Source organism: Allobosea sp. (assembly GCF_017308075.1).
GTDB lineage: Bacteria > Pseudomonadota > Alphaproteobacteria > Rhizobiales > Beijerinckiaceae > Allobosea.
This window is the reverse complement of record NZ_JAFKFX010000032.1, coordinates 168960-189295: the sequence shown is the minus strand read 5'-3', so window position 1 is coordinate 189295 and position 20336 is coordinate 168960. Positions and strand designations below refer to the sequence as shown.

Here is a 20336-nt window from a genome sequence, read left to right as displayed (position 1 = left end):
GACCGGGCGCCCCTGGGACAACAGCACGTCGACCTGGCGCAGCTTCGCGACGATCTCTTCAGGCTTGTGCTTCTTCTGCGGCATAATGGGCATCCTCCAAGGCTCGAAAGCCTACTTCAGGGAGGGCCACTTTTCAGGGGGCAGGCCATTCGTCGCGATCGGCCACAAGCCGGCCACCGAGCTCTTCACCGGCCAGCTTGCCATGCGCGAATCGGGATATCTCGAAGTGACGCCGGGCACGACCCAGACCAATGTCCCCGGCGTTTTCGCCGCCGGCGACGTCACCGACGAGCACTACCGCCAGGCCGTGACCGCCGCCGGATTGGGCTGCATGGCCGCTCTCGATGCCGAGCGCTGGCTCGCCGCCAATGAAAGCGAGCTCAGCGAGGCCGCCGAGTGAGGCTCCCGTGATCCATCAGTGTTGCTGATGGATCACGCCACTAGTTTAAGGGCTAAAAATCAGGCATCCGGCAAAGGAAACATTGACCTCTCGCACCCACCCTCCCATCATGCGCTGAATGCATAACGGGGGAGGAAAGCGGTGGATTGGGACCGCATCCGTATTTTCTACACGGTCGCAGAATCGGGCAGCTTCACCAAGGCCGGTGACGGGCTTGGGCTGAGCCAGTCCGCCGTCAGCCGCCAGATCGGCGCGCTCGAACGCGAGCTGCGGGCCCCGCTCTTCCACCGGCATACCCGTGGCCTGATCCTGACCGAGCAGGGCGAGCTGCTCTGGCGCGCCGCCCGCGAGATGACGCAGCGGCTCGAGCGGACGCGGGCCCAGCTCTCGGAAACGCGCGAGCACCCGTCCGGCGAGCTCAAGGTCACCGCGACCCGCGGGCTCGGCGGCCATTGGCTGACGCCGCGCCTGGCCGAGTTCCTCGATCTTTATCCCGACATCAAGGTCGACCTGATCCTCACCGACGAGGAGCTCGACCTTTCGATGCGCGAGGCCGACATCGCCTTGCGCCTGCGCCAGCCGCAGCAACCGGACCTGATCCAGCGCCGGCTCTTCACCGTGCACTTCCACGTCTACGGCTCGCCGGCCTACATCAAGCGCTTCGGCGAACCGAAGAGCTATGAGGATCTCGACAATCACCGGCTGCTCTCATTCGGCAACACCTCGCCATCCTATCTGACCGCCGTGCACTGGCTCGGCACGCTTGGCCGCGACCAGCGCAATCCGCGCCCGATCCATCTCACCGTCAACAACATCACGGCGATGAAGCGGGCGGTCGACTCGGGAGCCGGCATCGCCATCCTGCCGGATTATCTGATCGAATCGGGCTCGCCGCTCGTGCAGCTGATGCGCGAGACGGAGATGCCGCAGCTGGAAAGCTATCTAGTCTATCCGGAAGAGATGAAATCGGTCGCCCGAGTACAGGTTTTCCGGGATTTTCTTATCCAGAAGGCCCAGCGCTGGACGTTCTGAGCCCTGACTATCTTGCGGGCAGAGCCTGCCCGAAAACCCGGCGACGGGCTCGCCCGTCCCGCCTCTGATGCATTGCCAAACGTCAATTATGGCAATTATGTCAAATTCTAGCATTTCATCATGCCATGGATGCATGGCCGCCCCGCCCAATGCTGCATTGCAAAAAAGCAGGTCCTGCTCGATATTGTGCTCACGGTTGTTCGGAACGGGCTCCGCATTCTCCTCCCGGCGTTGAGTTCGTTCCAGCCGTTCCCCTCTGAGATGTTTGGCGCTTGCGCCGAATATTTCAAACTTCTAGGCCGGCTCCTTCGGGACGCCGGCCTTTTTTCTTGGCCACAGCCCGACGACTACCGTCATTCTGGGGCTGCGCCGCTTCGCGGCTTGCCAGGAATGACACCGCGCTCTTCGTTGGATTGGCCTGCTGCCCTATCGCCGCCGGGCTTCCAGCGGCAGCGAATCGAACAGCGACGGCTCGGCACTGGTCCGCGCCTTCTCGATCGTCAGGATTCGAAGCTTGGTCTCGACGCCGCCATCGGCCGAGAAGCCGCCGGTCTTGCCGCCGGCCGCCAGCACGCGATGGCAGGGCACGATGATCGGGATCGGGTTCTGGCCGAGCGCCACGCCGACGGCGCGCGCCGCACCGGGCTCGCCGATCCGGGCCGCGACCTCGCCATAGGTCAGCGTCTCGCCGGGCGGAATCGCCAGCGTGACGCGATAGACGCGCTGGTTGAACTCCGACGTGGCACTGAGATCGATCGGCAGATGGGCGAGATCGCGCTGCTCGCCGGCCAGCAGGGCGACGATCTCGGCGATCGCTTCCCGCACGAAAGCAACGGGCTCGGCCTCGCCAGCCTCCGGAAAACGGCGGGCCAGGCGCCTGCGGGCCGTGGTCTCGTCATGCTCCGGCAGTTGCGCGGCGATGATCGTCTCGCCCTGCCACACCAGGGCACAGCTGCCGATCGCGGTTTCGAAGAGACAGAAGCTTTGCATGGCGCGAAGCTAACGCAGGCGAAGGCCTTACGGCACCCGGTTTCTGCCCCCTCCCTGTTCAACCCGGACGAGCGGCGAGGCCGCGCCGGGATGACAAACGAGACGCGGAGCCAAGCGCCAACTCAGGCCCAGAGCCGTTCCTTCTCCAGTCCCTTGTAGAGATCGGCGACCTGCTCCCCATAGCCGTTGAACAGCAGGGTCGGCCGCCGCTCGCGCGAGCCCAGCACCTGCTCGCTCGCCTGGCTCCAGCGCGGATGCGAGACCTCCGGGTTCACATTCGCCCAGAAGCCGTATTCCGACGCCTGCAAACCCTCCCAGAAGGTCTTTGGCCGCTCGGCGACGAAGCTGATCTTGTTGATCGACTTGACCGATTTGAAGCCGTATTTCCACGGAACGATCAGCCGCATCGGCGCGCCATGCTGGTTCGGCACCGGCTTGCCGTAGATGCCCGTCACCATCAGCGTGAGCTCATTGGTCGCCTCGGCGATGGTCAGCCCCTCCGTATAGGGCCAGGGATACCAGCGCTGCGACTGACCGGGCGCGACGCGCGGGTTCATGAAGGTCTGCATCTGCACGTATTTCGCGCCCGAAAGCGGCTTGGCGAGCTCGACCAGCTTCTTCAGCGGAAAGCCGGTCCAGGGTACCGCCATCGACCAGGCCTCGACGCAGCGGAAACGGTAGAGCCGCTCCTCCAGCGGCATCTTCCGGATCAGCTCGTCGATGCCGATCTCGATGGGCTTCTCCACCAACCCGTCGATCGTCACCGTCCAGGGCCGGGTGCTGAGGCGCTTCGCCGAGGCGACCACGTCCTTCGAGGTCCCGAACTCGTAAAAATTATTGTAGTTCGCGGCCAGCTCCTCCTCCGTCACCGGCCGGTCGAGCGTGTAGGCCGCGTTGCGCTTGGCGGGATAGAGATCGAGTGTCGGCTCCGGCCCCTGGGCGAAGGCCAGCTCCGGCAAGGCGGAGCCCGCGATCAGCCCGGCGCCCGCTGCGATGAAGCGGCGACGATCGAGGAAAACCGTCTCCGGCGTGGCCTCGCTCTCGGGGATTTCCCAGCCGGGACGGCTCTTGATCAGCATCGGATGACGAACTCCGGTTGTCCGGGGCAGCTAGTCCACAGCGCGATCCGATGCGCAATTCACGAGGGGGAGAGGATCAGCGGCGCTCTGTCGCGCCTTGCGGCAGGGCCACCGGGCGGCGCCATCCCTCTTGCATCGCGGTCATGCTCGCCATGCTCGCCGGCAGGGCGTGCCCGGATCGCAGGCGCATGCTAGAAATTTCGGCAATGGTCGGACAGTCAGCTCCGCTCGGTAGAGAGTTCGGGCCTTTCGGAGGAAGGGCCTGTCGCGCGTCCCCGACCAGCGCGGCCAAACCACGGGCGGAAGCTGCACCAACCTTGAGGAGACGATTGCGATGGGCAAGTTGAAATTCCTGGTCGGAACGGCCTTCGCCGCCACCCTTCTGGCCGCTCTGCCGGCCCGCGCCGAGATCGTCATCGGGCTGATCGCGCCGCTGACCGGCGCCGTCGCCGCCTATGGCGACCAGGTCCGCAACGGCGCCGAAGCCGCCGTCGAGGCAATCAACAAGAAGGGCGGCATCCTCGGCGAGAAGGTGGTGCTGAAGCTCGCCGACGATGCCGGAGATCCCAAGCAGGGCGTCTCCGCCGCCAACCTCCTGGTCGGCGAGAAGATCAAGTTCGTCGTCGGCCCGGTGACCTCCGGCGTCGCGATGGCGGCTTCCGACGTCCTCGCCGAGCACGGGGCGCTGATGGTGACGCCGACCGCGACCGCCCCGGCTCTCACCAGCCGCGGCCTGAGCAATGTCCTGCGCACCTGCGGCCGCGACGATCAGCAGGCCGAAGTGGCGGCCAAATACGTCCTGAAGAACCTGAAGGACAAGCGGATCGCGGTGCTCCACGACAAGGGCACCTATGGCAAGGGCCTCGCCGATTCCTTCAAGAAGGGCATCAATGACGGCGGCGTCAAGGAAGCGCTCTATCTGACGCTGACGCCCGGCGAGAAGGACCTTTCGGCCGTCATCACCCGGCTGAAGGCCGCCAATATCGACCTGATCTATTTCGGCGGCTACCACCCTGAAGGCGGCCTGCTGGCCCGCCAGCTCAAGGACGCCGGCATCGCTGCCACCATCATCGGCGGCGAGGGCCTGTCCAACACCGAGTTCTGGGCGATCGCCGACCAGTCGGCGGCCGGCTCGCTGTTCACCAACGCGACCGACGCCCAGAAGAGCCCCGATTCGGCCGAGGCCGTGGCGGCGTTGAAGGCGAAGGGCATCCCGGCCGAAGCCTTCACGCTCAATGCCTATGCCGCCGTCGAAGTGCTCAAGGCCGGCATCGAGAAGGTGGGCAAGGCCGACAGCGCCACCGCCGTCGCGACCGCGCTGAAGTCCGGCATGACGGTGCCGACCGCGATCGGCAAGCTGTCCTACGGCAAGAACGGCGACCTCAGCTCGCCGGCCTTCTCCATGTTCAAATGGGAAGACGGCAAGATCGTCTCCGTCGACTGACGAAAAAGGTCCGGTGCGGAAACCTCTCCGCACCGGCCCTGATCTTGAACCGATATGCGCGGCCCCGGCCGGGACCACGCATGCGACGATAAATCGCCTCAGCCGCGCGCTTCGAGCGCCTTGATGATGGCCTCGCCCATTTCCGTGGTCGAGACGGCGTTGGCGCCGGGCGCGGCGATGTCCTTGGTGCGGGTGCCGGCGCCAAGCACATCGGCGATCGCGCCTTCGAGCCGGTCGGCCGCCTCGCCTGCGCCGAAGGAATAGCGCAGCGCCATGGCGAAGGACCCGATCATCGCTATCGGGTTGGCCAGGCCCTTGCCGGCGATGTCCGGAGCCGAGCCGTGCACGGGCTCGTAGAGCGCCTTGCGCTTGCCGGTCGCCGGATCCTCGGCGCCGAGCGAGGCCGAAGGCAACATGCCGAGCGAGCCGGTCAGCATCGCCGCGACGTCGGAGAGGATGTCGCCGAACAGGTTGTCGCAGACCACGACGTCATACTGCTTCGGCCAGCGCACCAGCTGCATCGCGCAATTATCGGCAAGCACGTGCTCGAGCTCGACATCCTTGTACTCGGCAGCGTGCAGCGCTGTGACCGTCTGCTTCCAGAGCACGCCGGTCTTCATGACGTTGTGCTTCTCGGCCGAGGAGACCTTGTTGCGGCGGGTGCGCGCCAGCTCGAAGGCGACGCGCGCGATGCGCTCGATCTCGCCGGTGGTGTAGAGCTGGGTGTCGACGCCGCGCTTCTGGCCGTCTTCGAGCGTCACGATCTCCTTCGGCTCGCCGAAATAGACGCCGCCGGTGAGCTCGCGCACGATCAGGATGTCGAGGCCCTCGACCACTTCCGGCTTCAGCGACGAGGCCGAGGCCAGCGCCGGGTAGCAGATAGCCGGACGCAGATTGGCGAACAGGCCGAGATCCTTGCGCAGACGGAGCAGGCCGGCCTCGGGGCGGTGCTGATAGGGGACATCGGCCCATTTCGGCCCGCCGACCGCGCCGAAGAGCACGGCGTCGGCTTCCTGGGCGAGCTTCATGTCGCCTTCCGAGATCGCCGCCTTGTGGACGTCATAGGCCGAGCCGCCGACGAGGCCGCGCTCCATCGAGAAGGACGCGACGCCCTGTTTCTCGAACCAGGAGACGATCTTCTCGACCTGGCCCATCACCTCGGGGCCGATGCCGTCGCCGGGGAGCAGCAGGAGCTTGTGGTTCGCCATGGTCGCCTCTCGGGATGCTGTTCTCTTCAGGGCCTTCGCGCCCCTGCGCGCTGGTTACGGGCGGAAGCCCGGCGAAGCAAGCCGCAGGCTGGACTTGGGCGCAGCGGAAGCCTATCCCTGACGGGTCTCAACGGGGTGCCCGGCAGCCGGGCTGAGAGGGGCGCGTAAAGGCGCCACGACCCGTAGAACCTGATCCGGGTCGTGCCGGCGGAGGGATTGAGCATCGTCGCCCGCTGCGGGCGACGCACAGCCCTCCCCGTCAGAACCCCAACGATGCATGCGGGGACGTCATGACTGGTCTGAGCGGCAGAACGGGCCTGATCGCCGGAATGCTGGCGGCACTGCTCTTCGCAGCGCCGACGCTGGCGCAGGACAAGCCGGCGCTGAACGTCTACACCTATTCCTCCTTCACCGGAAAATACGGCCCCGGCGCCAAAGTGAAGGCCGCCTTCGAGGCCCAGTGCCAGTGCACGCTGAACTGGGTCGCCGCCGACGATGCCGGCTCGCTGCTCGCCCGGCTGAAGCTGGAAGGCGAAACGACCAGAGCCGATCTCGTGCTCGGCCTCGACATGAACCTCGCCGCCGAAGCGAAGGCGACCGGCCTGTTCCAGCCGCATGGCCAGGACAGCACGACGCTCACCCTGCCGACGCCCTGGACCGACGACACCCTCCTGCCCTTCGACTGGGGCCACCTCGCCTTCGTCTATGACTCAACCAGGCTGGCGACGCCGCCGCAGAGCCTGAAGCAGCTCGTCGACGATCCCAAGGGACCGAAGCTTGTGCTGCAGGACCCGCGCACCTCCGCGCCCGGCCTCGGCTTCCTGCTCTGGATGCGGGCGGTCTATGGCGACGAGGCCGACGCCGCCTGGGGCAAGCTGAAGCTGCGCATCGTCACCTTCACCAAGGGCTGGTCGGAGGCCTATGGCCTGTTCCTCAAGGGCGAGGCCGACATGGTGCTCTCCTATGCGACCTCGCCCGCCTATCATCTCGGCGCCGAGAAGAAGACGCAGTACAAGGCCGCGCCCTTCGCGGAGGGGCACTACCTCCATGTCGAGCTTGCGGGCATGACGCGGGCGACGAAACAGCCCGAGCTGGCGAAGCGCTTCCTCGCCTTCATGCTCTCCGACGCCTTCCAGTCGCTGATCCCCGAGGGCAACTGGATGATGCCGGCGAAGCAGCCGGCAACCGGCCTGCCGACCTCCTTCGCCGAGGTGATCAGGCCGGAGAAGACGCTGCTGGTCGCGCCCGAAACGGTTCGCAGCCAGCGCCGGGCCTTCATCGACGCCTGGCTCGCCGCGACGAGCCGCTGAGACCTTGCTCCGGCCGGCCACGCTCACCGCACTCGCGATCCTCGCCCTCGCCTGCGGCTCGCTCATCGGCCTGGCGCGGGCCGGCTCCGACTTCGCGTCCCTGCTGACGCTCGGTCCCTATCTCGCGCGCTTGCTCGCCTCGGCCGGGCTGCAGGCGGCGCTTTCGACGCTGCTTTCTCTATTGCTGGGCACCGCGCTCGCGCTCGCCCTGTTGCGCCGGTGCTTTCCCGGCCGCGAGCTGCTGCTCGCTTTGCTCACCACCGCCGCGGTAGCGCCCACCATCGTCATCGCCTTCGGCGTGGTCGCGATCTATGGCCGCTCGGGGCTGTTGGGCTCGCTCATGCGCGGCATCGGCGCCGAGCCGCCCTCGATCTACGGGCTCCACGGCATCGTCCTCGCCCATGTCCTGATGAACATGCCGCTGGTGACGCGCGCTTTGCTCCACGCCTTCGAACGCGAACCAGGCGAGCGGCGCCGGCTCGCCGCGGCCCTCGGCTTCACCGCCGCCGATTGCTTCCGGCATCTCGACTGGCCGGTGATCCGACGCGAGGCGCCGGCGCTTGCCGTCCTCGTATTCCTGCTCTGCTTCACCAGCTTCGCCATCGTGCTCTCGCTCGGCGGTGGGCCGGCCAATGCGACGCTGGAGGTCGCGATCTATGAAGCCGTGCGCTTCGAGGCGGACTTCGTCCGCGCTGCCGCTCTAGCTGGCCTGCAGCTCGTGATCTGCCTCGGCCTCGCCGCAAGCCTCAGCGCACTGACGCCGCGGGCCCGCGCCGAAGCCGGCGCCGGACACCGCGCGCCGCGGCCCGATCTTCGCACCATGCGCGGCATCGATGCAGGCGTGCTTGCCCTCGGCACGGTGCTGGTCGCGCCACCGCTCCTCAGCGTCGCGAGCGGCCTCGCTCATCTGCCGAGCCTCGCCTCCGTGGAGTTCGTCCGCGCCGCCGCAACCAGCGCCGTCATTGCCATCACGGCCGGGCTGCTCGCCTGCCTGCTCGCTCTGCTGCTCGCCAGCAGCGCGCGCCGGTTGCCGCAGCGCTCGCGCCTCGCCGATCTCGCCGCTTTCGCCCTGCTCGGCCTGCCGCCCTTCGCCTTCGTCGCCGGGCTCTATGTCCTGCTGCGCGGCCTCGGTGACCCCGCTTCGCTCGGCCTGGTGCTGGTGCCGCTGGTCAATGCGCTGATGGCCCTTCCTTACACCTATCGCCTGCTCGCTCCGGCGCTCGCCACCAGCGCGGAGCGGCATGGTCGGCTGGCCGAGAGCCTGGGACTCGCCGGCTGGAACCGGCTGCGCCTCGTCGAATGGCCGGCGCTGCGCGGCGCACTCGGCGCCGCCTTCGCCTTCGCCACGGCGCTCTCGCTCGGCGATTTCGGCGTCATCGCTTTGTTCGGCGGCCCGGAGCTGACCACCCTGCCCTATCTGCTCGCCAACCGCCTCGGCGCCTATCGCATCGACGAGGCGGGGGCTCTGGCGCTGGTGCTCGTCCTCAGCGCCGGCGGCCTTGCCTTCCTGACCCAGCGCTGGAGCGCGCGCCATGCTTGAGATCGCCGGCCTCGCCTTGCGCTATCCCGGCTTCACGGCACGCTATGAGCTGACGGTACCCACCGGCGCGCTCTGCGCCGTGATCGGCCCATCCGGCGGCGGCAAGACGACGCTGCTCCACGCCATCGCCGGCTTCGAACAGCCCGAGGCAGGCTCCTTGCGCTTTGCCGGTCAGGATCTGCTGCCGCTGGCCCCGGCGCAGCGGCCGGTCTCGATCCTGTTCCAGGACCACAACCTCTTCCCACATCTGACCGCGGCCGAGAATGTCGCGCTAGGACTGAAGCCCTCGCTCAGACTCGACGCCGGCGAAAGAGAGCGAGTCGCTGCGGCGCTGGCCGAGGTCAATCTGGCAGAGTTAGCCTCCCGGCGGCCGGCGGAGCTGTCGGGCGGCCAGCGCCAGCGCGTCGCGCTCGCCCGCGCCCTGCTGCGCGGCAAGCCGCTCATGCTTCTCGACGAGCCTTTCGGCGCGCTCGATCCCGGCCTGCGCCGCGAGATGATCGCGCGCGTCGACGCGCTCAGGCGCAGCCATGGCCTGACCGTGCTGATGACGCTGCACACCCCCGAGGAGGCGGCGCAAACCGCCGACCTCTTCGCCTTCGTCGCCAATGGCCGCGTCGAGACCTCGGGCCCCTGGGGCAGGCTGACCGCGAAGGACGGGCCGGCACCGGTCAGGCGCTTCCTCGGCCTTTGAAGCCCGTCAGAGCCGCCCGCCCTTCAGCGCGCGCAACACCTTTTCGCCCGGCCGGCCGGTCGGCTCCATGCCGATCTTGCCTTCGACATCCTTGATCGCCGCCCGCGTCAGCGAACCGACGGCGCCATCGGGCTCGCCGACATTGTAGCCGCGCGCGATCAGCAGGCGCTGCAATTCGCGGCGCTGCTCGCGCGACAGCGGCAAATCGTCGGTCGGCCACTGCCCTTGCACGCCGGGCCGGCCGCGCAGCCGGTCGGAGAGGAGCGAGATGGCGAGCGCGTAGGAATCAGCGCCATTATAGCTGAAGGCGGCGTCGTAGTTCTTGAAGACCAGGAAGGCCGGGCCGTTGCGGCCCGCCGGCATCAGGAGACCTGCATTGCCCGTGCCGTTCAGGGCCGAGCCGTCGAACTTGACGATGCCCTGGCCCGCCCAATGCGAGACCGGCCGCTTCGGATTGCGCCCGGTCGCGCCGGAATAGCTGCGCGGCACCTTGACCTCATAGCCCCAGGTCGCCCCGGTGACCCAGCCGGCCTTGTCCATGAAGTTCGCGGTCGAATGCAGCGCATCGGGGATCGAATCGACGAGGTCGCGCCGCCCGTCGCCATCCCCGTCGACGCCGAGCCTGAGATAGGTCGAGGGAATGAACTGGGTGTGGCCGAAGGCGCCGGCCCAGGAGCCCACCAGCCGGTCGGCCCGGACATCGCCGCGCTGGATGATCTGCAGGGTCGAGATCAGCTCGCCACGGAAGAAGGCGTTGCGGCGCGGCGCGAGACAGGCGCCTGTTGCCAACGCCTGGACCAGCGGCCAGCGGCCCTTGGCCTTGCCGAAATCGCTCTCGACGCCCCAGACCGCGACGATGGTGTGCCGGTCGACGCCGAAGCGGCTTTCGGCGGCCGCCAGCGTCGAGGCGTGCTGACGCAGCATGGCCCGCCCTTCGGCGACCTTCTCATCGTCGACCAGCGTGCCAAGATAGTCCCAGATCGGCGTCTTGAACTCCGGCTGGTTGTTCATCGCCTCGATGATCTTCATGTCGGGCGTGACGCCGGCCATGGCCCGGTCGAAGGTCGCGCCGGAGACGCCCTTGGCAGCGGCGGCCGAGCGCAGCCCGGCGACGCAGCTGTCGAAATTGGCGAAGGCCGCCGGGGCGGCGAGGACGAAAGGCAAGGCCAGGATCAGAGCGCGCATGGGTCCACCGAATCGCAGGAATGGCACGAAACTAGGGCGCTGCGGTTAAAGGAGGTTAACCATGCGGCTTTTCGTGGCTGAGCCAGCTTCGTGCCTTGTCTGTCGCGCGCAGGCACGTCCTGATCTATGCCTGCGCAGAAGCGCGAATCGCCCCCGGACCAGCCATGCAGACCGCCCTGATCGAGACACTCGGTTTCGCCGCCGCGACGCTGACGACCTTGTGCTGGCTGCCACAGGCCGTGCAGACCATCCGGACCCGCGACACCCGCGCCATCTCGCTCTGGACCCAGGCGATGTTCGCCAGCGGCATCGTTCTCTGGCTGCTCTATGGCCTGTTGATCGCTTCCTGGCCGCTGATCGGCGCGAATGCCATCTCGCTTTGTCTGGTTTCGGTCATTCTCGCCATGAAGCTGCGCCACGGCTGAGACGCGCGGACGCCACTTCGAGACTTCAGAGCCAGCCCACCAGGGAACCGAGACATGCCCGCTATCACGACCGCGCATCTCTTGCCGATCGTCATGCTGATCGCCTCCAATGTCTTCATGACCTTCGCCTGGTACGGGCATCTTTCCTACAAGAGCTCAGCAATTTGGCTGGCGATCCTGGCGAGCTGGATGATCGCCCTGCCCGAATACATGCTTGCCGTACCGGCGAACCGCATCGGCCACGGGGTCTATTCGGCCGCCGAACTGAAGACGATCCAGGAGGTCGTCACGCTCTGCGTCTTCGCGCTGTTCTCGGTATTCTGGCTGAGGGAATCGCTCAGCTGGAACCACGCCATCGGCTTCGCGCTGATCGCGGCCGGTGCCTTCTTCATCTTCCACGGAAAGGCCTGATCGATGGCGCGCTACCCCGCTACCGGCCACCCAGCGGTCGAGGCCTATCTCGCCGATGGCTATGAGCGGGTCGTCGGCATGTCCTCGCGCTTTGCCGCCGCGATCTGCGCCAGGCTGCTGCGGCTCCAGACCGAAGAGGGGGTTGGCGGCCCGATCGCCGAGATCGGCGCCTTCGAGGGCCGCTTCTTCATCGCGCTGGCGCATGCGCTCGAGCCCGGCGAGCTCGCCCTCGGCATCGACATCTTCGAATGGCCGAATCCGCAGGTGCAGGAGCGCTTCGAGGCCAACTGCCTGAAACACGGCATCGTTCCCGAGCGCCGCGTCACCATCAAGGGCGATGCCGGCGCCATGGCACCGGCCGAGCTGATCGCCCATGCGCGGGGCGAAAGACTGCGCTTCATCCATGTCGACGGCGAGCATTCGCGCGCCGCGCTGGCGAAGGACCTTTCGCTCGCCACCGCCTGCCTCGCCGAGGGCGGGCTGATCGTGCTCGACGACATGCTGCACCCCGGCTATCCGACGCTAATGGTCGCGGTGCAGGACTATCTCGAAGCCAATCCCGGCATCGTTCCTTTGTGCATCATCGATCGCGAGAGCATTGTCGGCGCGACCAAGTTCGTGCTCTGCCAGAGGGATCGGTTCGAACGCTATCAGGCGGCGATGCTCGCGATCTTCAAGGATCAGATCTGGCCGCTCGGGGCCGATTTCGAGCCACATTGGTGCCTCGTTTTGTCGCTCGATACCCGGCTCGCCGAGATCACCTGACTCGCCCACCAAGGACCACCGACATGAAGAAACTGGCATTCCTCGCCAGCACGCTTGCCATTGCCGCGAGCCCGGCGCTCGCGGGACCGACCTGCGCGCCGTCAGACAGCCGTGCCCAGATCCTCGCCTCGGCGATGATCGACGATCTCCACCCCGCCTGGCGCGGCGGCAAGCGCGTCGGCTATGGCTGGTCCCTGCAGGTCCGGCGCAACGCCCATGACGATGCCGGGATCACCTATTATGTCGGCGACCTCTACGACACCCGTGGCCAGCTTTCGACGCGCAATGTCTTCGTCGTCGAAAGCGAATGGGATTGCGGGCCGTGAGGCAGACTGCTCACTGAGCATTGCTCTCACTTGCCGTCATGATCGGTCTTGTTCCGACCATCCACGTCTTTGCCATTCGAGGTCAGTGTTCAAGACGTGGATGCTCGCCACAAGGGCGAGCATGACGGGCTGGAGCGGCGGCATGTTCATGGGTTCCGGGCTCGCCGCTTTGCGGCGCCCCGGAATGACCGCGGAATCTACCGCGCCGGCCGGACGCGCAGGATCTTGCCCTTCGCGTCGTCGCTGAGCAGGTAGAGATAGCCGTCCGGCCCCTGCCGGACGTCGCGGATGCGCTCGCCGATATCGGTCAGCAGCCGCTCCTCGCCGGTAACCCGCTCGCCCTGCGTCGAGAGACGCACCAGCATCTGGCCGGCGAGCGCGCCGACGAAGAGCGAATTCTTCCAGGCCGGCCAGCGCTCGCCGGTGTAGAAGGCAGCGCCCGACGGTGCGATCGACGGATCCCAGTAGAACAGCGGCTGCTCCATGCCGGCCTTGGCCGTGCCCTCCCCGATCCTGAGGCCGGAATAGTCGATGCCATAGGTGATCACCGGCCAGCCATAGTTCAGCCCGGCCTTCGGCGTGTTGATCTCATCGCCACCGCGCGCGCCATGCTCGGCCGTCCAGAGCTGCCCGGTCTGCGGGTGGAGTGCCGCTCCCTGAACGTTCCGGTGGCCGATCGACCAGATCTCCGGCTGCCAGCCCGGCTTTTGCGGATTATCGGCCGGAACCCCGCCTTCCGGGCGGATGCGGATGACCTTGCCGATATGGTTCTCCGGGTTCTGCGCCTGGTCGCGCTGGCCGTAGCGGTCGCCCGTGGTGACGAAGAGCGCCCCCGTCCGGTCGAATACGAGCCGCGAGCCGAAATGCATGTTGCTGTTGACCGTCGGCATCTGCCGGAAGATCACGCTCGTCCCTTCCAGCGCAGTTCCGGCCGCATTCAGCTTGCCGCGCGCCACGCTGGTGCCGTTGCCACCAGCCCGCGGCTCGGAAAAGGAGAGATAGACCAGACGGTTCTGCGCAAAGCCGGGATCGAGCACCACGTCGAGCAGGCCACCCTGGCCGCGCCCGGTGACGTTGGGCACGCCAGAAAGCGGGGGCGAGAGCTTGCCGTCCGCCGCGACCAGCCGCAGCCGCCCCGGCCGCTCCGTCACCAACATGCGGCCGTCGGGCAGGAAGGCGAGGCCCCAGGGGTTTTCCAGCCCGCCTGCCACCGTCTCGACCAGCAATTCCCCCGCACTCGACGGGTAGCGCTGCTGTGCGCCTGCCGGCAGTGCCGCGAACATGGCGGCGAGGCAAAGCGGCGCGAGGAAAAGGCGCATGAGGTTCTCCCTGAACGATCCTGTCCGGATCAGATAGGGAGAACCGCGCCGCTCACCAAGCGTGAGCCGCGAGCTCGCGCCGGAGTTGGACGATCTGGGAGGCCTCGTCGAGCACGACATCCTCCGCCGTCACCACCGCACCGGCAGCGACATCCCGCTTCAGCTTGACATGGTGGGCGAGCCCGATCGGCAGCGCGCCGCTGGCGCGGCTCGCATCAGCCGACATCAGCTTGCCGTAGACGGTGTAACCGCCCTCGCCGTCCAGCGTCTCGCCGGCCTTCAGCGCGCGCTTGGCGGTCGCCACCGCATCGCCGCGCCAACCGCGCGTCGCGCCCGTCGCCTCGCCGCGCAGCGCCGCGTTCAGCACAGAGATCGAGAGTTCGAGCCCGATCAGGTGGAAGGGCTTGTACATCGCCGCGTAAAGGCCGCTGGAATCGGTCGGCAGTCCGTATTGCTTGAAGCAGGCGGCGGCATAGGCGTTCGGCGCCTTCAGCACGACATAGACGCCCCAGCGCAGGTCGCGAAAGACCGGGCGGCCATCGCGCTCCAGCGAGGACACCACCTCGACCATGCCGTCGCGCTCGAGCTGGCCGCCGACCGCCTTCGGCCGCAGCAGATGGGCGAGATCGTCGACGCCGCAGGGCGGGAAGGACAGCCCGTCCTCCGGCACGGCGAGCCCGCAGGCATTGGCGATAGCCGCCATCTCGATCGCCGATTTGGTTCCGTCGAGGAAAGAGTTGAACATTTGCGGGTTCATGCCGGCGGCCTTGGCCGCTTCGGGCGTCAGCCCGTAATGGCCCCAGACCTCGTCCGGCGTCACCCGGTGATAGGAAGGCAGGTATTTCGTGCCCTTGCCGGCGGCCGCGACGGTGAAGCCGGTCGCCCGCGCCCAGTCGACCATCTCGGAGACCAGCGCCGGCTGGTCGCCATAGGCCATCGAATAGACCACGCCGGCCGCCCTGGCCTTCGCCGCCAGCACCGGGCCGACCAGAACGTCGGCCTCGACATTGACCATGACGACATGGCGTCCGGTCGCGATCGCGGCGAGCGCGTGCCTGGCGCCGGCCGCCGGATGCCCGGTCGCCTCGATTACCACCTCGACGCCGTCCATTTCGGCCGCGCTGACGCCGCTATCGACGAAGCATGTGCCGGCGATGCGGGCCTCGTCCCAGCCGACTGCGCGACAGGCATTGCGCGCCCGCTCGGGATCGAGATCGGCGATCACCGCGACTTCGAGCCCTTCGATATGCGGCACTTGGGCGAGGAACATCGAACCAAATTTGCCGGCCCCGATCAGGGCGCAGCGAACGGGGCGGCCGGCCTCGGCACGGGCGGCGAGTTTTGGCATCAGGTTCATGCAGTCCTCCCGAAAGAACCGCAGCCCTCATCCTGAGGAGCCGCGCAGCGGCGTCTCGAAAGATGTTCCAGAGCGCGCTGGAAACATCCTTCGAGACGCGACCTGCGATCGCTCCTCGGGATAAGGGCTGCGAATATCAACGCCTGAAACTAGATCACTCCGGCTTCACGCCGGCTTCCTTGATGATCTTCTCCCAGGTCGCGATCTCCTGGAGATGGTAGGGCTTGAAGGCGGCGGGATCGCGCACCTTCAGGGTGAAGCCGAGCTTCAGGATCTTCTCGGTGATCTCCGGCTTGGCGATCGCCGCCATCACCGACTGCGAGAGCTTCTCCAGCACCGGTGCCGGCGTCGCCGCGGGAGCGAAGAAGGCGGCCCAGCTATCGGCGTCGGCATCACTGACGCCCTGCTCGCGCAGCGTCGGAATGTCCTTGGCGCGCGGATTGCGCTCCGGCGAGGCCAAGGCCAGCGCCCTGAGATTGCCGGCATTGATCTGCTCGAGCACCGAAGGCAGCGTCGAATTGGCGATATCGATGCGCCCGCCGATGATCTCCTGCACCAGCGGCGCCGCGCCGCGGAACGGCACATGCGTCATCCTGATGCCGGTGCGCTGCATGAACAGCTCCATGGCGAGATGAGAGCCGGAGCCGACGCCTGTCGAGCCGTAGTTCAGCTTGTCGGGATCGGCCTTGGCGAGCGCGACCAGCTCGGCGATGTTCTTGGCCGGCAGGTCCTTGCGCACGACGAAGGCATGCTCGAAGGCACCGACGCCCGCGACCGGCGCGAAATCCTTGACCGCGTCATAGCCCGGCTCCTTCAGCAGGAACATGTTGTTCCCATGCGTCTGGTTGTTGCCGAAGATGAAGGTGTGGCCGTCCGGATCGGCCTTGGCGACGGCGCGCGTGCCGACCGCACCCGAGGCACCGGCACGGTTGTCGACCACGACGTTCTGGCCGATCGTCGCGGACATTTCCTGCGCCACGAAACGCGCGATCGCATCGGTCGGCCCGCCCGCCGGATAGGGCACCACCAGGGTGATCGGCTTCGACGGGAAGCTCTGCGCCCGGGCGATGGCCGGAGCGAAAACGGCGCCAGCGACGAGGCCGAGCGTGGAACGGCGGGTAAGCATCATCAAATTCCTCCCGGAAGCCCGATCCTGCGACGGGCGTTGGGCCGAGGATTACGGGCAAAGCGCCGATGCGTCCAGCACTGGCCGGCGCGGCACACCAAGCTGTAGCCTGTGGGCAAAGACGTCAGAGTCGGATCCGACTCCGGGGAGGAATGCCGCATGACCGTCCGCATCGAGCGCGAAGGCAAGGTCGCGACCGTGATCCACAGCCGCCCCGAGGCACGCAATGCCATGGACCCGGACAGCGCCATCGCGCTGACGCAAGCCTTCCGGGAGCTCGACGCCGACCCGCACACCGCCGCGATCGTGTTCTGGGGCGAAGGCGGTGCCTTCTGCGCCGGCTGGGACCTGAAATATGCGCAGGCCTTCACCGATGCCGGACGCTTCCAGAGCGAGATCGTCGAGGGCCTCGCCTTTCCCGAGGGCGACGCTCCGGTGCCGCGTGGACCGATGGGCCCGTCGCGGCTGGAGATGAACAAGCCGCTGATCGCGGCGATCGAGGGACCGGCCGTGGCCGGCGGCATGGAGCTCGCGCTCTGGTGCGATGTCAGGGTGATGGCGCATGACGCCTATTTCGGCGTCTATTGCCGGCGCTGGGGCATCCCCCTGATCGACGGCGGCACGGTGCGTCTTCCCCGCCTCGTCGGCCAGGGCCGGGCGCTCGAGATCATCATGACCGGCCGCAAGGTCGAGGCGCAGGAAGCGCTGCGGATCGGGCTCTGCGAACAGGTCGTCGGCCGCGGCCAAACCCGTGCCGCCGCCGAGGCGATGGCCCAGCAGATCGCCCGTTTCCCGCAAGGGGCGATGCTCGCGGATCGCAGAAGCGCCATTGCCGGCCACGGCCTGCCCATGCGCGAGGCGCTGGCGCGCGAATGGAAAGGCGGCGTCCAGACCATCGCGACGGAAGGCGCGGCCGGCGCCGGCCGCTTCGCCGCCGGAAAGGGCCGCGGCGGCGATTTCGGGGATATCTGACAGCGACGTCATTCTCGGACGGAGCGAAGCGCAGATCCGAGAATCTCACGACCAGCTAACGGGTTTTCGAGATGCTCGGGTCAAGCCCGAGCATGACGCGACTCAAGCCGCGAAGCCCGCCCGCTTCAGCCGCTGGATCGCCAGGTCGAGCGCCTGCAGAAAGGCAGAGCGATCCCTCGGCGAGAACGGCTTCGGCCCGCCGCTCGCCGCCCCCATCGCCCGCAGATCCTCCATCATGTCGCGCGTCGCCAGCGCCATGCCGATCGAGGCCTCGGTGAAGGGTTTGCCGGTCGGCCCGATCACCTCTGCGCCCGCCTTGAGGCAGCGATCGGCCAGTGGGATGTCGGCGGTGATCACGATCGCGCCGCGACGGGCCCGCTCGGCGATCCAGTCATCGGCCGCGTCGAACCCGTCGGAGACGATGACGCGTTCGATCCAGGGCTCGCGCGGCACCATCATGAAGCTGTTGGCGACGACGAAGACCTTCAGCCTGTGCCGTTCGGCGACGCGGTAGATCTCCGGCTTCACCGGGCATGCGTCGGCGTCGACATAAATCGCGATGGTGTTGGGGCTTTCATCCATGGAAGGGCCATCGCAGGGACGAGGCGCGCATGCAAGCCGGCCCTTATGCCGGCCTTATGCGCCGCCGCACCTTCCGCATGGCGGCCTTATCGGCGTCGGACATACATCCAAAGGCCTCAACGGAGGTCGAAATGTCGACTGAAACTGCCCTCAAACGCAATTCCCAGCAGCGCCGCGCCAACGCCGTCTACAGCAGCCTCGCCCATAAGCGCCCGATGATCGGCATCCTCTGCACCGAGATGCTCGCGCTCGCCGTGCTCACGCTCGCCATCGCCGGCATCATCGGCCTGCGCGCCTGGCTCGCTCTGCCGAATTGAGACCCGCCATGCCCCGTTCCAAATCTCTTCTGCCGCTCGGCGCCGAAAGCCATCTCTTCCTCGTCGGCCAGTCGAAGCGCGGCTTCTGGGTGGCGCGCGATCTCGAAGGCCGCAGCGAAGGCATCTTCCGCGACCAGAAGGAAGCGATGCGCTTCGCGCTCTACGAGGGCGGGCACGCCAACGCCGTGCTGCTCTCGCCCGCCCCGGTCGAGCCCTCCTTCGGCACAGGCATCCACTGACCCATCCCCGTCATGCCGAGCGGGCAGCGCGTGCTTTGGAGCGCGCGCTGCTCGAAATCTTCCTGGAGGCCGCGGGCGCGCTGATCGACCAGCTCGTCGAAGCCGGCATCCACGATCCCGCCGACATCGCCCGCCGGCTCAACCGCCGCGGCTTCCCCTGCTTCGGCCGCCCGCGCTGGAACGCCGTCGCGGTCTCGACGGTGCGGCGCCGGCGCCAGCGCCTGGCGGAGGTCGGCTGAGATATCCTGCCCCCCATCCTGGCCGTCGGGGTGCAGCCAGGTCATTCGTGTTGCTTCTGGCCGATATCAAGGAGTTGCGCTTGCGGTACCGGCGCTTGGGTCCTAAACCACGCCCGCGCCTGAAGGCGCGCCCTGCAAGCTCCCGGAGATATGGATCATGGCTTTCCTTGCCGACGCCCTGAAGCGCGTGAAGCCGTCTGCGACCATCGCCATCACGCAGAAGGCGCGCGACCTGAAAGCGCAGGGCAAAGACGTGATCTCGCTCTCCGTCGGCGAGCCCGATTTCGACACGCCGGACAATATCAAGGAGGCGGCGATCGCCGCCATCCGCCGCGGCGAGACGAAGTACACGCCGGTCGCCGGCATCCCGCAGCTGCGCGAGGCCGTCGCCGCCAAGTTCAAGCGTGAGAACGGGCTCGACTACAAGCCCGGCCAGACCATCGTCTCGACCGGCGGCAAGCACGTCATCTACAACGCGCTGCTCGCCACGCTGAACCCCGGCGACGAGGTGATCTGCGTCGCGCCCTACTGGGTCAGCTATCCCGACATGGTCCAGCTCTGCGGCGGCAAGGCGACCTTCGCCAACACCCGCATCGAGGACAACTTCAAGCTCCAGCCGGAAGAGCTCGAGCGCGCCATCACCCCGAAGACCAAATGGGTGATCATGAACTCGCCCTCGAACCCTTCGGGCGCGGCGTACACCCATGACGAGATGAAGAAGCTCACCGACGTGCTGATGCGCCATCCGCATGTCTGGATCCTCTCGGACGACATGTACGAGCATCTGGTCTATGGCGAGTTCCAGTTCGTCACTCCGGCCCAGGTCGAGCCCGGCCTGTACGAGCGCACGCTCACCATGAACGGCGTCTCGAAGTCATATGCGATGACCGGCTGGCGCATCGGCTACGCGGCCGGCCCGCAGCAGCTGATCACGGCGATGGACACCGTGCAGGGCCAGCAGACCTCGGGCACCTCGGCGATCTCGCAATGGGCCGCCGTCGAGGCGTTGAACGGCACGCAGGACCATCTGCCGGTGTTCAAGAAAGCCTTCGAGCGTCGCCGCGACCTCGTGGTCTCCATGCTGAACCAGACCCGCGGCCTGAAGTGCCCGGTTCCCGAAGGCGCCTTCTACGTCTATCCGGACTGCTCGGCCCTGATCGGCAAGACCATGCCGAACGGCAAGAAGATCGAGACCGACGAGGATCTGGTGCTCGGCCTGCTCGAAACCGAATCGGTCGCCGCCGTGCACGGTTCCTCCTTCGGCCTCGGCCCGAACTTCCGCATCTCCTACGCCACCGCGGACGAGACGCTGGAAGAGGCCTGCCGCCGCATCCAGCGCTTCTGCGCCGAGCTGCGCTGAGATTGAAGGTAGAGGCCGG

At 67.2% G+C, this 20336-nt stretch carries 22 protein-coding genes, 1 pseudogene and 1 riboswitch; of the genes and pseudogenes, 15 read left to right on the top strand and 8 right to left on the bottom strand.

The window, feature by feature from the left end; translation table 11 throughout:
* Window positions 1-148 precede the first annotated feature (148 nt).
* A pseudogene (locus J0J10_RS15615) lies at window positions 149-400 on the top strand (FAD-dependent oxidoreductase); the annotation flags it as partial.
* Between the two features lie 141 nt (window positions 401-541).
* Complete coding sequence (locus J0J10_RS15610; protein WP_291641940.1) at window positions 542-1432, top strand: LysR family transcriptional regulator; 891 nt, start codon at window positions 542-544, stop codon at window positions 1430-1432.
* A 426-nt stretch (window positions 1433-1858) separates the two neighbouring features.
* Here J0J10_RS15610 and J0J10_RS15605 read toward each other — a convergent pair whose 3' ends face one another.
* Both J0J10_RS15605 and msrP read right to left on the bottom strand, forming a co-directional pair.
* Window positions 1859-2422, bottom strand: coding sequence for a methylated-DNA--[protein]-cysteine S-methyltransferase (locus tag J0J10_RS15605; RefSeq protein ID WP_291647339.1), 564 nt, complete (start codon window positions 2420-2422; stop codon window positions 1859-1861).
* 122 nt (window positions 2423-2544) lie between these two features.
* Window positions 2545-3501 (bottom strand): protein-methionine-sulfoxide reductase catalytic subunit MsrP, encoded by a 957-nt coding sequence (gene msrP / locus J0J10_RS15600; protein WP_291647338.1) that lies wholly within the window; start codon window positions 3499-3501, stop codon window positions 2545-2547.
* A gap of 334 nt (window positions 3502-3835) precedes the next feature.
* Here msrP and J0J10_RS15595 point away from each other — a divergent pair, with 334 nt between their 5' ends.
* On the top strand, window positions 3836-4945 hold the full coding sequence (locus tag J0J10_RS15595; RefSeq protein ID WP_291647337.1) for a branched-chain amino acid ABC transporter substrate-binding protein: 1110 nt from the start codon (window positions 3836-3838) through the stop codon (window positions 4943-4945).
* 98 nt (window positions 4946-5043) lie between these two features.
* Here J0J10_RS15595 and leuB read toward each other — a convergent pair whose 3' ends face one another.
* The gene (leuB, locus tag J0J10_RS15590) at window positions 5044-6153 is read right to left on the bottom strand and encodes a 3-isopropylmalate dehydrogenase (protein ID WP_291647336.1); all 1110 of its coding nucleotides are present in this window, start codon (window positions 6151-6153) and stop codon (window positions 5044-5046) included.
* 121 nt (window positions 6154-6274) lie between these two features.
* A riboswitch (TPP riboswitch) is annotated at window positions 6275-6386 on the top strand.
* Between the two features lie 57 nt (window positions 6387-6443).
* On the opposite strand from leuB, the gene thiB reads away from it, so the two are divergent.
* The 3 genes from thiB to J0J10_RS15575 are packed head-to-tail and all read left to right on the top strand — an operon-like array spanning window position 6444 to window position 9694.
* Entirely contained in the window at window positions 6444-7463 is a 1020-nt protein-coding gene (gene thiB, locus J0J10_RS15585) for a thiamine ABC transporter substrate binding subunit (RefSeq protein WP_291647335.1), read from the top strand.
* 4 nt (window positions 7464-7467) lie between these two features.
* A complete protein-coding gene (locus tag J0J10_RS15580) occupies window positions 7468-9003 on the top strand; it encodes an ABC transporter permease family protein (protein ID WP_291647334.1) in 1536 nt (511 codons plus the stop codon).
* Complete coding sequence (locus tag J0J10_RS15575; RefSeq protein ID WP_291647333.1) at window positions 8996-9694, top strand: thiamine ABC transporter ATP-binding protein; 699 nt, start codon at window positions 8996-8998, stop codon at window positions 9692-9694. The genes J0J10_RS15580 and J0J10_RS15575 overlap by 8 nt, the downstream gene beginning before the upstream one ends.
* A gap of 6 nt (window positions 9695-9700) precedes the next feature.
* Here J0J10_RS15575 and J0J10_RS15570 read toward each other — a convergent pair whose 3' ends face one another.
* Window positions 9701-10879, bottom strand: coding sequence for a lytic murein transglycosylase (locus J0J10_RS15570; protein WP_291641956.1), 1179 nt, complete (start codon window positions 10877-10879; stop codon window positions 9701-9703).
* 164 nt (window positions 10880-11043) lie between these two features.
* Between J0J10_RS15570 and J0J10_RS15565 the strand changes: the two genes are divergently transcribed.
* Genes J0J10_RS15565 through J0J10_RS15550 form a run of 4 tightly spaced genes read left to right on the top strand, consistent with a single transcriptional unit; the run spans window position 11044 to window position 12806 of the window.
* Entirely contained in the window at window positions 11044-11304 is a 261-nt protein-coding gene (locus J0J10_RS15565; protein WP_291641958.1) for a SemiSWEET family sugar transporter, read from the top strand.
* Window positions 11305-11358: 54 nt separating this feature from the next.
* Window positions 11359-11715, top strand: a complete 357-nt coding sequence (locus J0J10_RS15560) for a DMT family protein (RefSeq protein WP_291647332.1) — start codon at window positions 11359-11361, stop codon at window positions 11713-11715.
* Between the two features lie 3 nt (window positions 11716-11718).
* A complete protein-coding gene (locus tag J0J10_RS15555) occupies window positions 11719-12480 on the top strand; it encodes a class I SAM-dependent methyltransferase (RefSeq protein WP_291647331.1) in 762 nt (253 codons plus the stop codon).
* 23 nt (window positions 12481-12503) lie between these two features.
* Window positions 12504-12806, top strand: a complete 303-nt coding sequence (locus J0J10_RS15550; protein WP_291647330.1) for a hypothetical protein — start codon at window positions 12504-12506, stop codon at window positions 12804-12806.
* 197 nt (window positions 12807-13003) lie between these two features.
* Here J0J10_RS15550 and J0J10_RS15545 read toward each other — a convergent pair whose 3' ends face one another.
* The 3 genes from J0J10_RS15545 to J0J10_RS15535 all read right to left on the bottom strand — a co-directional run bounded on the left by J0J10_RS15545 (window position 13004) and on the right by J0J10_RS15535 (window position 16608).
* A complete protein-coding gene (locus J0J10_RS15545; RefSeq protein WP_291647329.1) occupies window positions 13004-14125 on the bottom strand; it encodes a PQQ-dependent sugar dehydrogenase in 1122 nt (373 codons plus the stop codon).
* Window positions 14126-14177: 52 nt separating this feature from the next.
* Window positions 14178-15482, bottom strand: coding sequence for an NAD(P)H-dependent oxidoreductase (locus J0J10_RS15540; RefSeq protein ID WP_291647328.1), 1305 nt, complete (start codon window positions 15480-15482; stop codon window positions 14178-14180).
* Between the two features lie 154 nt (window positions 15483-15636).
* A complete protein-coding gene (locus J0J10_RS15535) occupies window positions 15637-16608 on the bottom strand; it encodes a Bug family tripartite tricarboxylate transporter substrate binding protein (RefSeq protein WP_291647327.1) in 972 nt (323 codons plus the stop codon).
* Between the two features lie 159 nt (window positions 16609-16767).
* Between J0J10_RS15535 and J0J10_RS15530 the strand changes: the two genes are divergently transcribed.
* Entirely contained in the window at window positions 16768-17580 is an 813-nt protein-coding gene (locus J0J10_RS15530; RefSeq protein ID WP_291647326.1) for a crotonase/enoyl-CoA hydratase family protein, read from the top strand.
* Between the two features lie 102 nt (window positions 17581-17682).
* Here J0J10_RS15530 and J0J10_RS15525 read toward each other — a convergent pair whose 3' ends face one another.
* A complete protein-coding gene (locus J0J10_RS15525) occupies window positions 17683-18162 on the bottom strand; it encodes a YaiI/YqxD family protein (RefSeq protein WP_291647325.1) in 480 nt (159 codons plus the stop codon).
* Window positions 18163-18293: 131 nt separating this feature from the next.
* On the opposite strand from J0J10_RS15525, the gene J0J10_RS15520 reads away from it, so the two are divergent.
* The 4 genes from J0J10_RS15520 to J0J10_RS15505 all read left to right on the top strand — a co-directional run bounded on the left by J0J10_RS15520 (window position 18294) and on the right by J0J10_RS15505 (window position 20317).
* A complete protein-coding gene (locus J0J10_RS15520) occupies window positions 18294-18479 on the top strand; it encodes a hypothetical protein (protein WP_291647324.1) in 186 nt (61 codons plus the stop codon).
* Window positions 18480-18487: 8 nt separating this feature from the next.
* Window positions 18488-18718 (top strand): hypothetical protein, encoded by a 231-nt coding sequence (locus tag J0J10_RS15515; protein WP_291647323.1) that lies wholly within the window; start codon window positions 18488-18490, stop codon window positions 18716-18718.
* Window positions 18719-18753: 35 nt separating this feature from the next.
* On the top strand, window positions 18754-18957 hold the full coding sequence (locus J0J10_RS15510) for a hypothetical protein (protein WP_291647322.1): 204 nt from the start codon (window positions 18754-18756) through the stop codon (window positions 18955-18957).
* A gap of 157 nt (window positions 18958-19114) precedes the next feature.
* Window positions 19115-20317, top strand: a complete 1203-nt coding sequence (locus J0J10_RS15505) for a pyridoxal phosphate-dependent aminotransferase (RefSeq protein ID WP_291647321.1) — start codon at window positions 19115-19117, stop codon at window positions 20315-20317.
* The last annotated feature ends 19 nt before the right edge of the window (window positions 20318-20336 follow it).

Excerpts from the sequence above, each read along its gene's own strand:
- J0J10_RS15605 (WP_291647339.1), bottom strand. The coding sequence starts at position 2,422 with ATGCAAAGCTTCTGTCTCTTCGAAACCGCGATCGGCAGCTGTGCCCTG.
- msrP (WP_291647338.1), bottom strand. The coding sequence starts at position 3,501 with ATGCTGATCAAGAGCCGTCCCGGCTGGGAAATCCCCGAGAGCGAGGCC.
- J0J10_RS15595 (WP_291647337.1), top strand. The coding sequence starts at position 3,836 with ATGGGCAAGTTGAAATTCCTGGTCGGAACGGCCTTCGCCGCCACCCTT.
- leuB (WP_291647336.1), bottom strand. The coding sequence starts at position 6,153 with ATGGCGAACCACAAGCTCCTGCTGCTCCCCGGCGACGGCATCGGCCCC.
- thiB (WP_291647335.1), top strand. The coding sequence starts at position 6,444 with ATGACTGGTCTGAGCGGCAGAACGGGCCTGATCGCCGGAATGCTGGCG.
- J0J10_RS15575 (WP_291647333.1), top strand. The coding sequence starts at position 8,996 with ATGCTTGAGATCGCCGGCCTCGCCTTGCGCTATCCCGGCTTCACGGCA.
- J0J10_RS15570 (WP_291641956.1), bottom strand. The coding sequence starts at position 10,879 with ATGCGCGCTCTGATCCTGGCCTTGCCTTTCGTCCTCGCCGCCCCGGCG.
- J0J10_RS15565 (WP_291641958.1), top strand. The coding sequence starts at position 11,044 with ATGCAGACCGCCCTGATCGAGACACTCGGTTTCGCCGCCGCGACGCTG.
- J0J10_RS15560 (WP_291647332.1), top strand. The coding sequence starts at position 11,359 with ATGCCCGCTATCACGACCGCGCATCTCTTGCCGATCGTCATGCTGATC.
- J0J10_RS15555 (WP_291647331.1), top strand. The coding sequence starts at position 11,719 with ATGGCGCGCTACCCCGCTACCGGCCACCCAGCGGTCGAGGCCTATCTC.
- J0J10_RS15550 (WP_291647330.1), top strand. The coding sequence starts at position 12,504 with ATGAAGAAACTGGCATTCCTCGCCAGCACGCTTGCCATTGCCGCGAGC.
- J0J10_RS15545 (WP_291647329.1), bottom strand. The coding sequence starts at position 14,125 with ATGCGCCTTTTCCTCGCGCCGCTTTGCCTCGCCGCCATGTTCGCGGCA.
- J0J10_RS15540 (WP_291647328.1), bottom strand. The coding sequence starts at position 15,482 with ATGAACCTGATGCCAAAACTCGCCGCCCGTGCCGAGGCCGGCCGCCCC.
- J0J10_RS15535 (WP_291647327.1), bottom strand. The coding sequence starts at position 16,608 with ATGCTTACCCGCCGTTCCACGCTCGGCCTCGTCGCTGGCGCCGTTTTC.
- J0J10_RS15530 (WP_291647326.1), top strand. The coding sequence starts at position 16,768 with ATGACCGTCCGCATCGAGCGCGAAGGCAAGGTCGCGACCGTGATCCAC.
- J0J10_RS15525 (WP_291647325.1), bottom strand. The coding sequence starts at position 18,162 with ATGGATGAAAGCCCCAACACCATCGCGATTTATGTCGACGCCGACGCA.
- J0J10_RS15520 (WP_291647324.1), top strand. The coding sequence starts at position 18,294 with ATGTCGACTGAAACTGCCCTCAAACGCAATTCCCAGCAGCGCCGCGCC.
- J0J10_RS15515 (WP_291647323.1), top strand. The coding sequence starts at position 18,488 with ATGCCCCGTTCCAAATCTCTTCTGCCGCTCGGCGCCGAAAGCCATCTC.
- J0J10_RS15505 (WP_291647321.1), top strand. The coding sequence starts at position 19,115 with ATGGCTTTCCTTGCCGACGCCCTGAAGCGCGTGAAGCCGTCTGCGACC.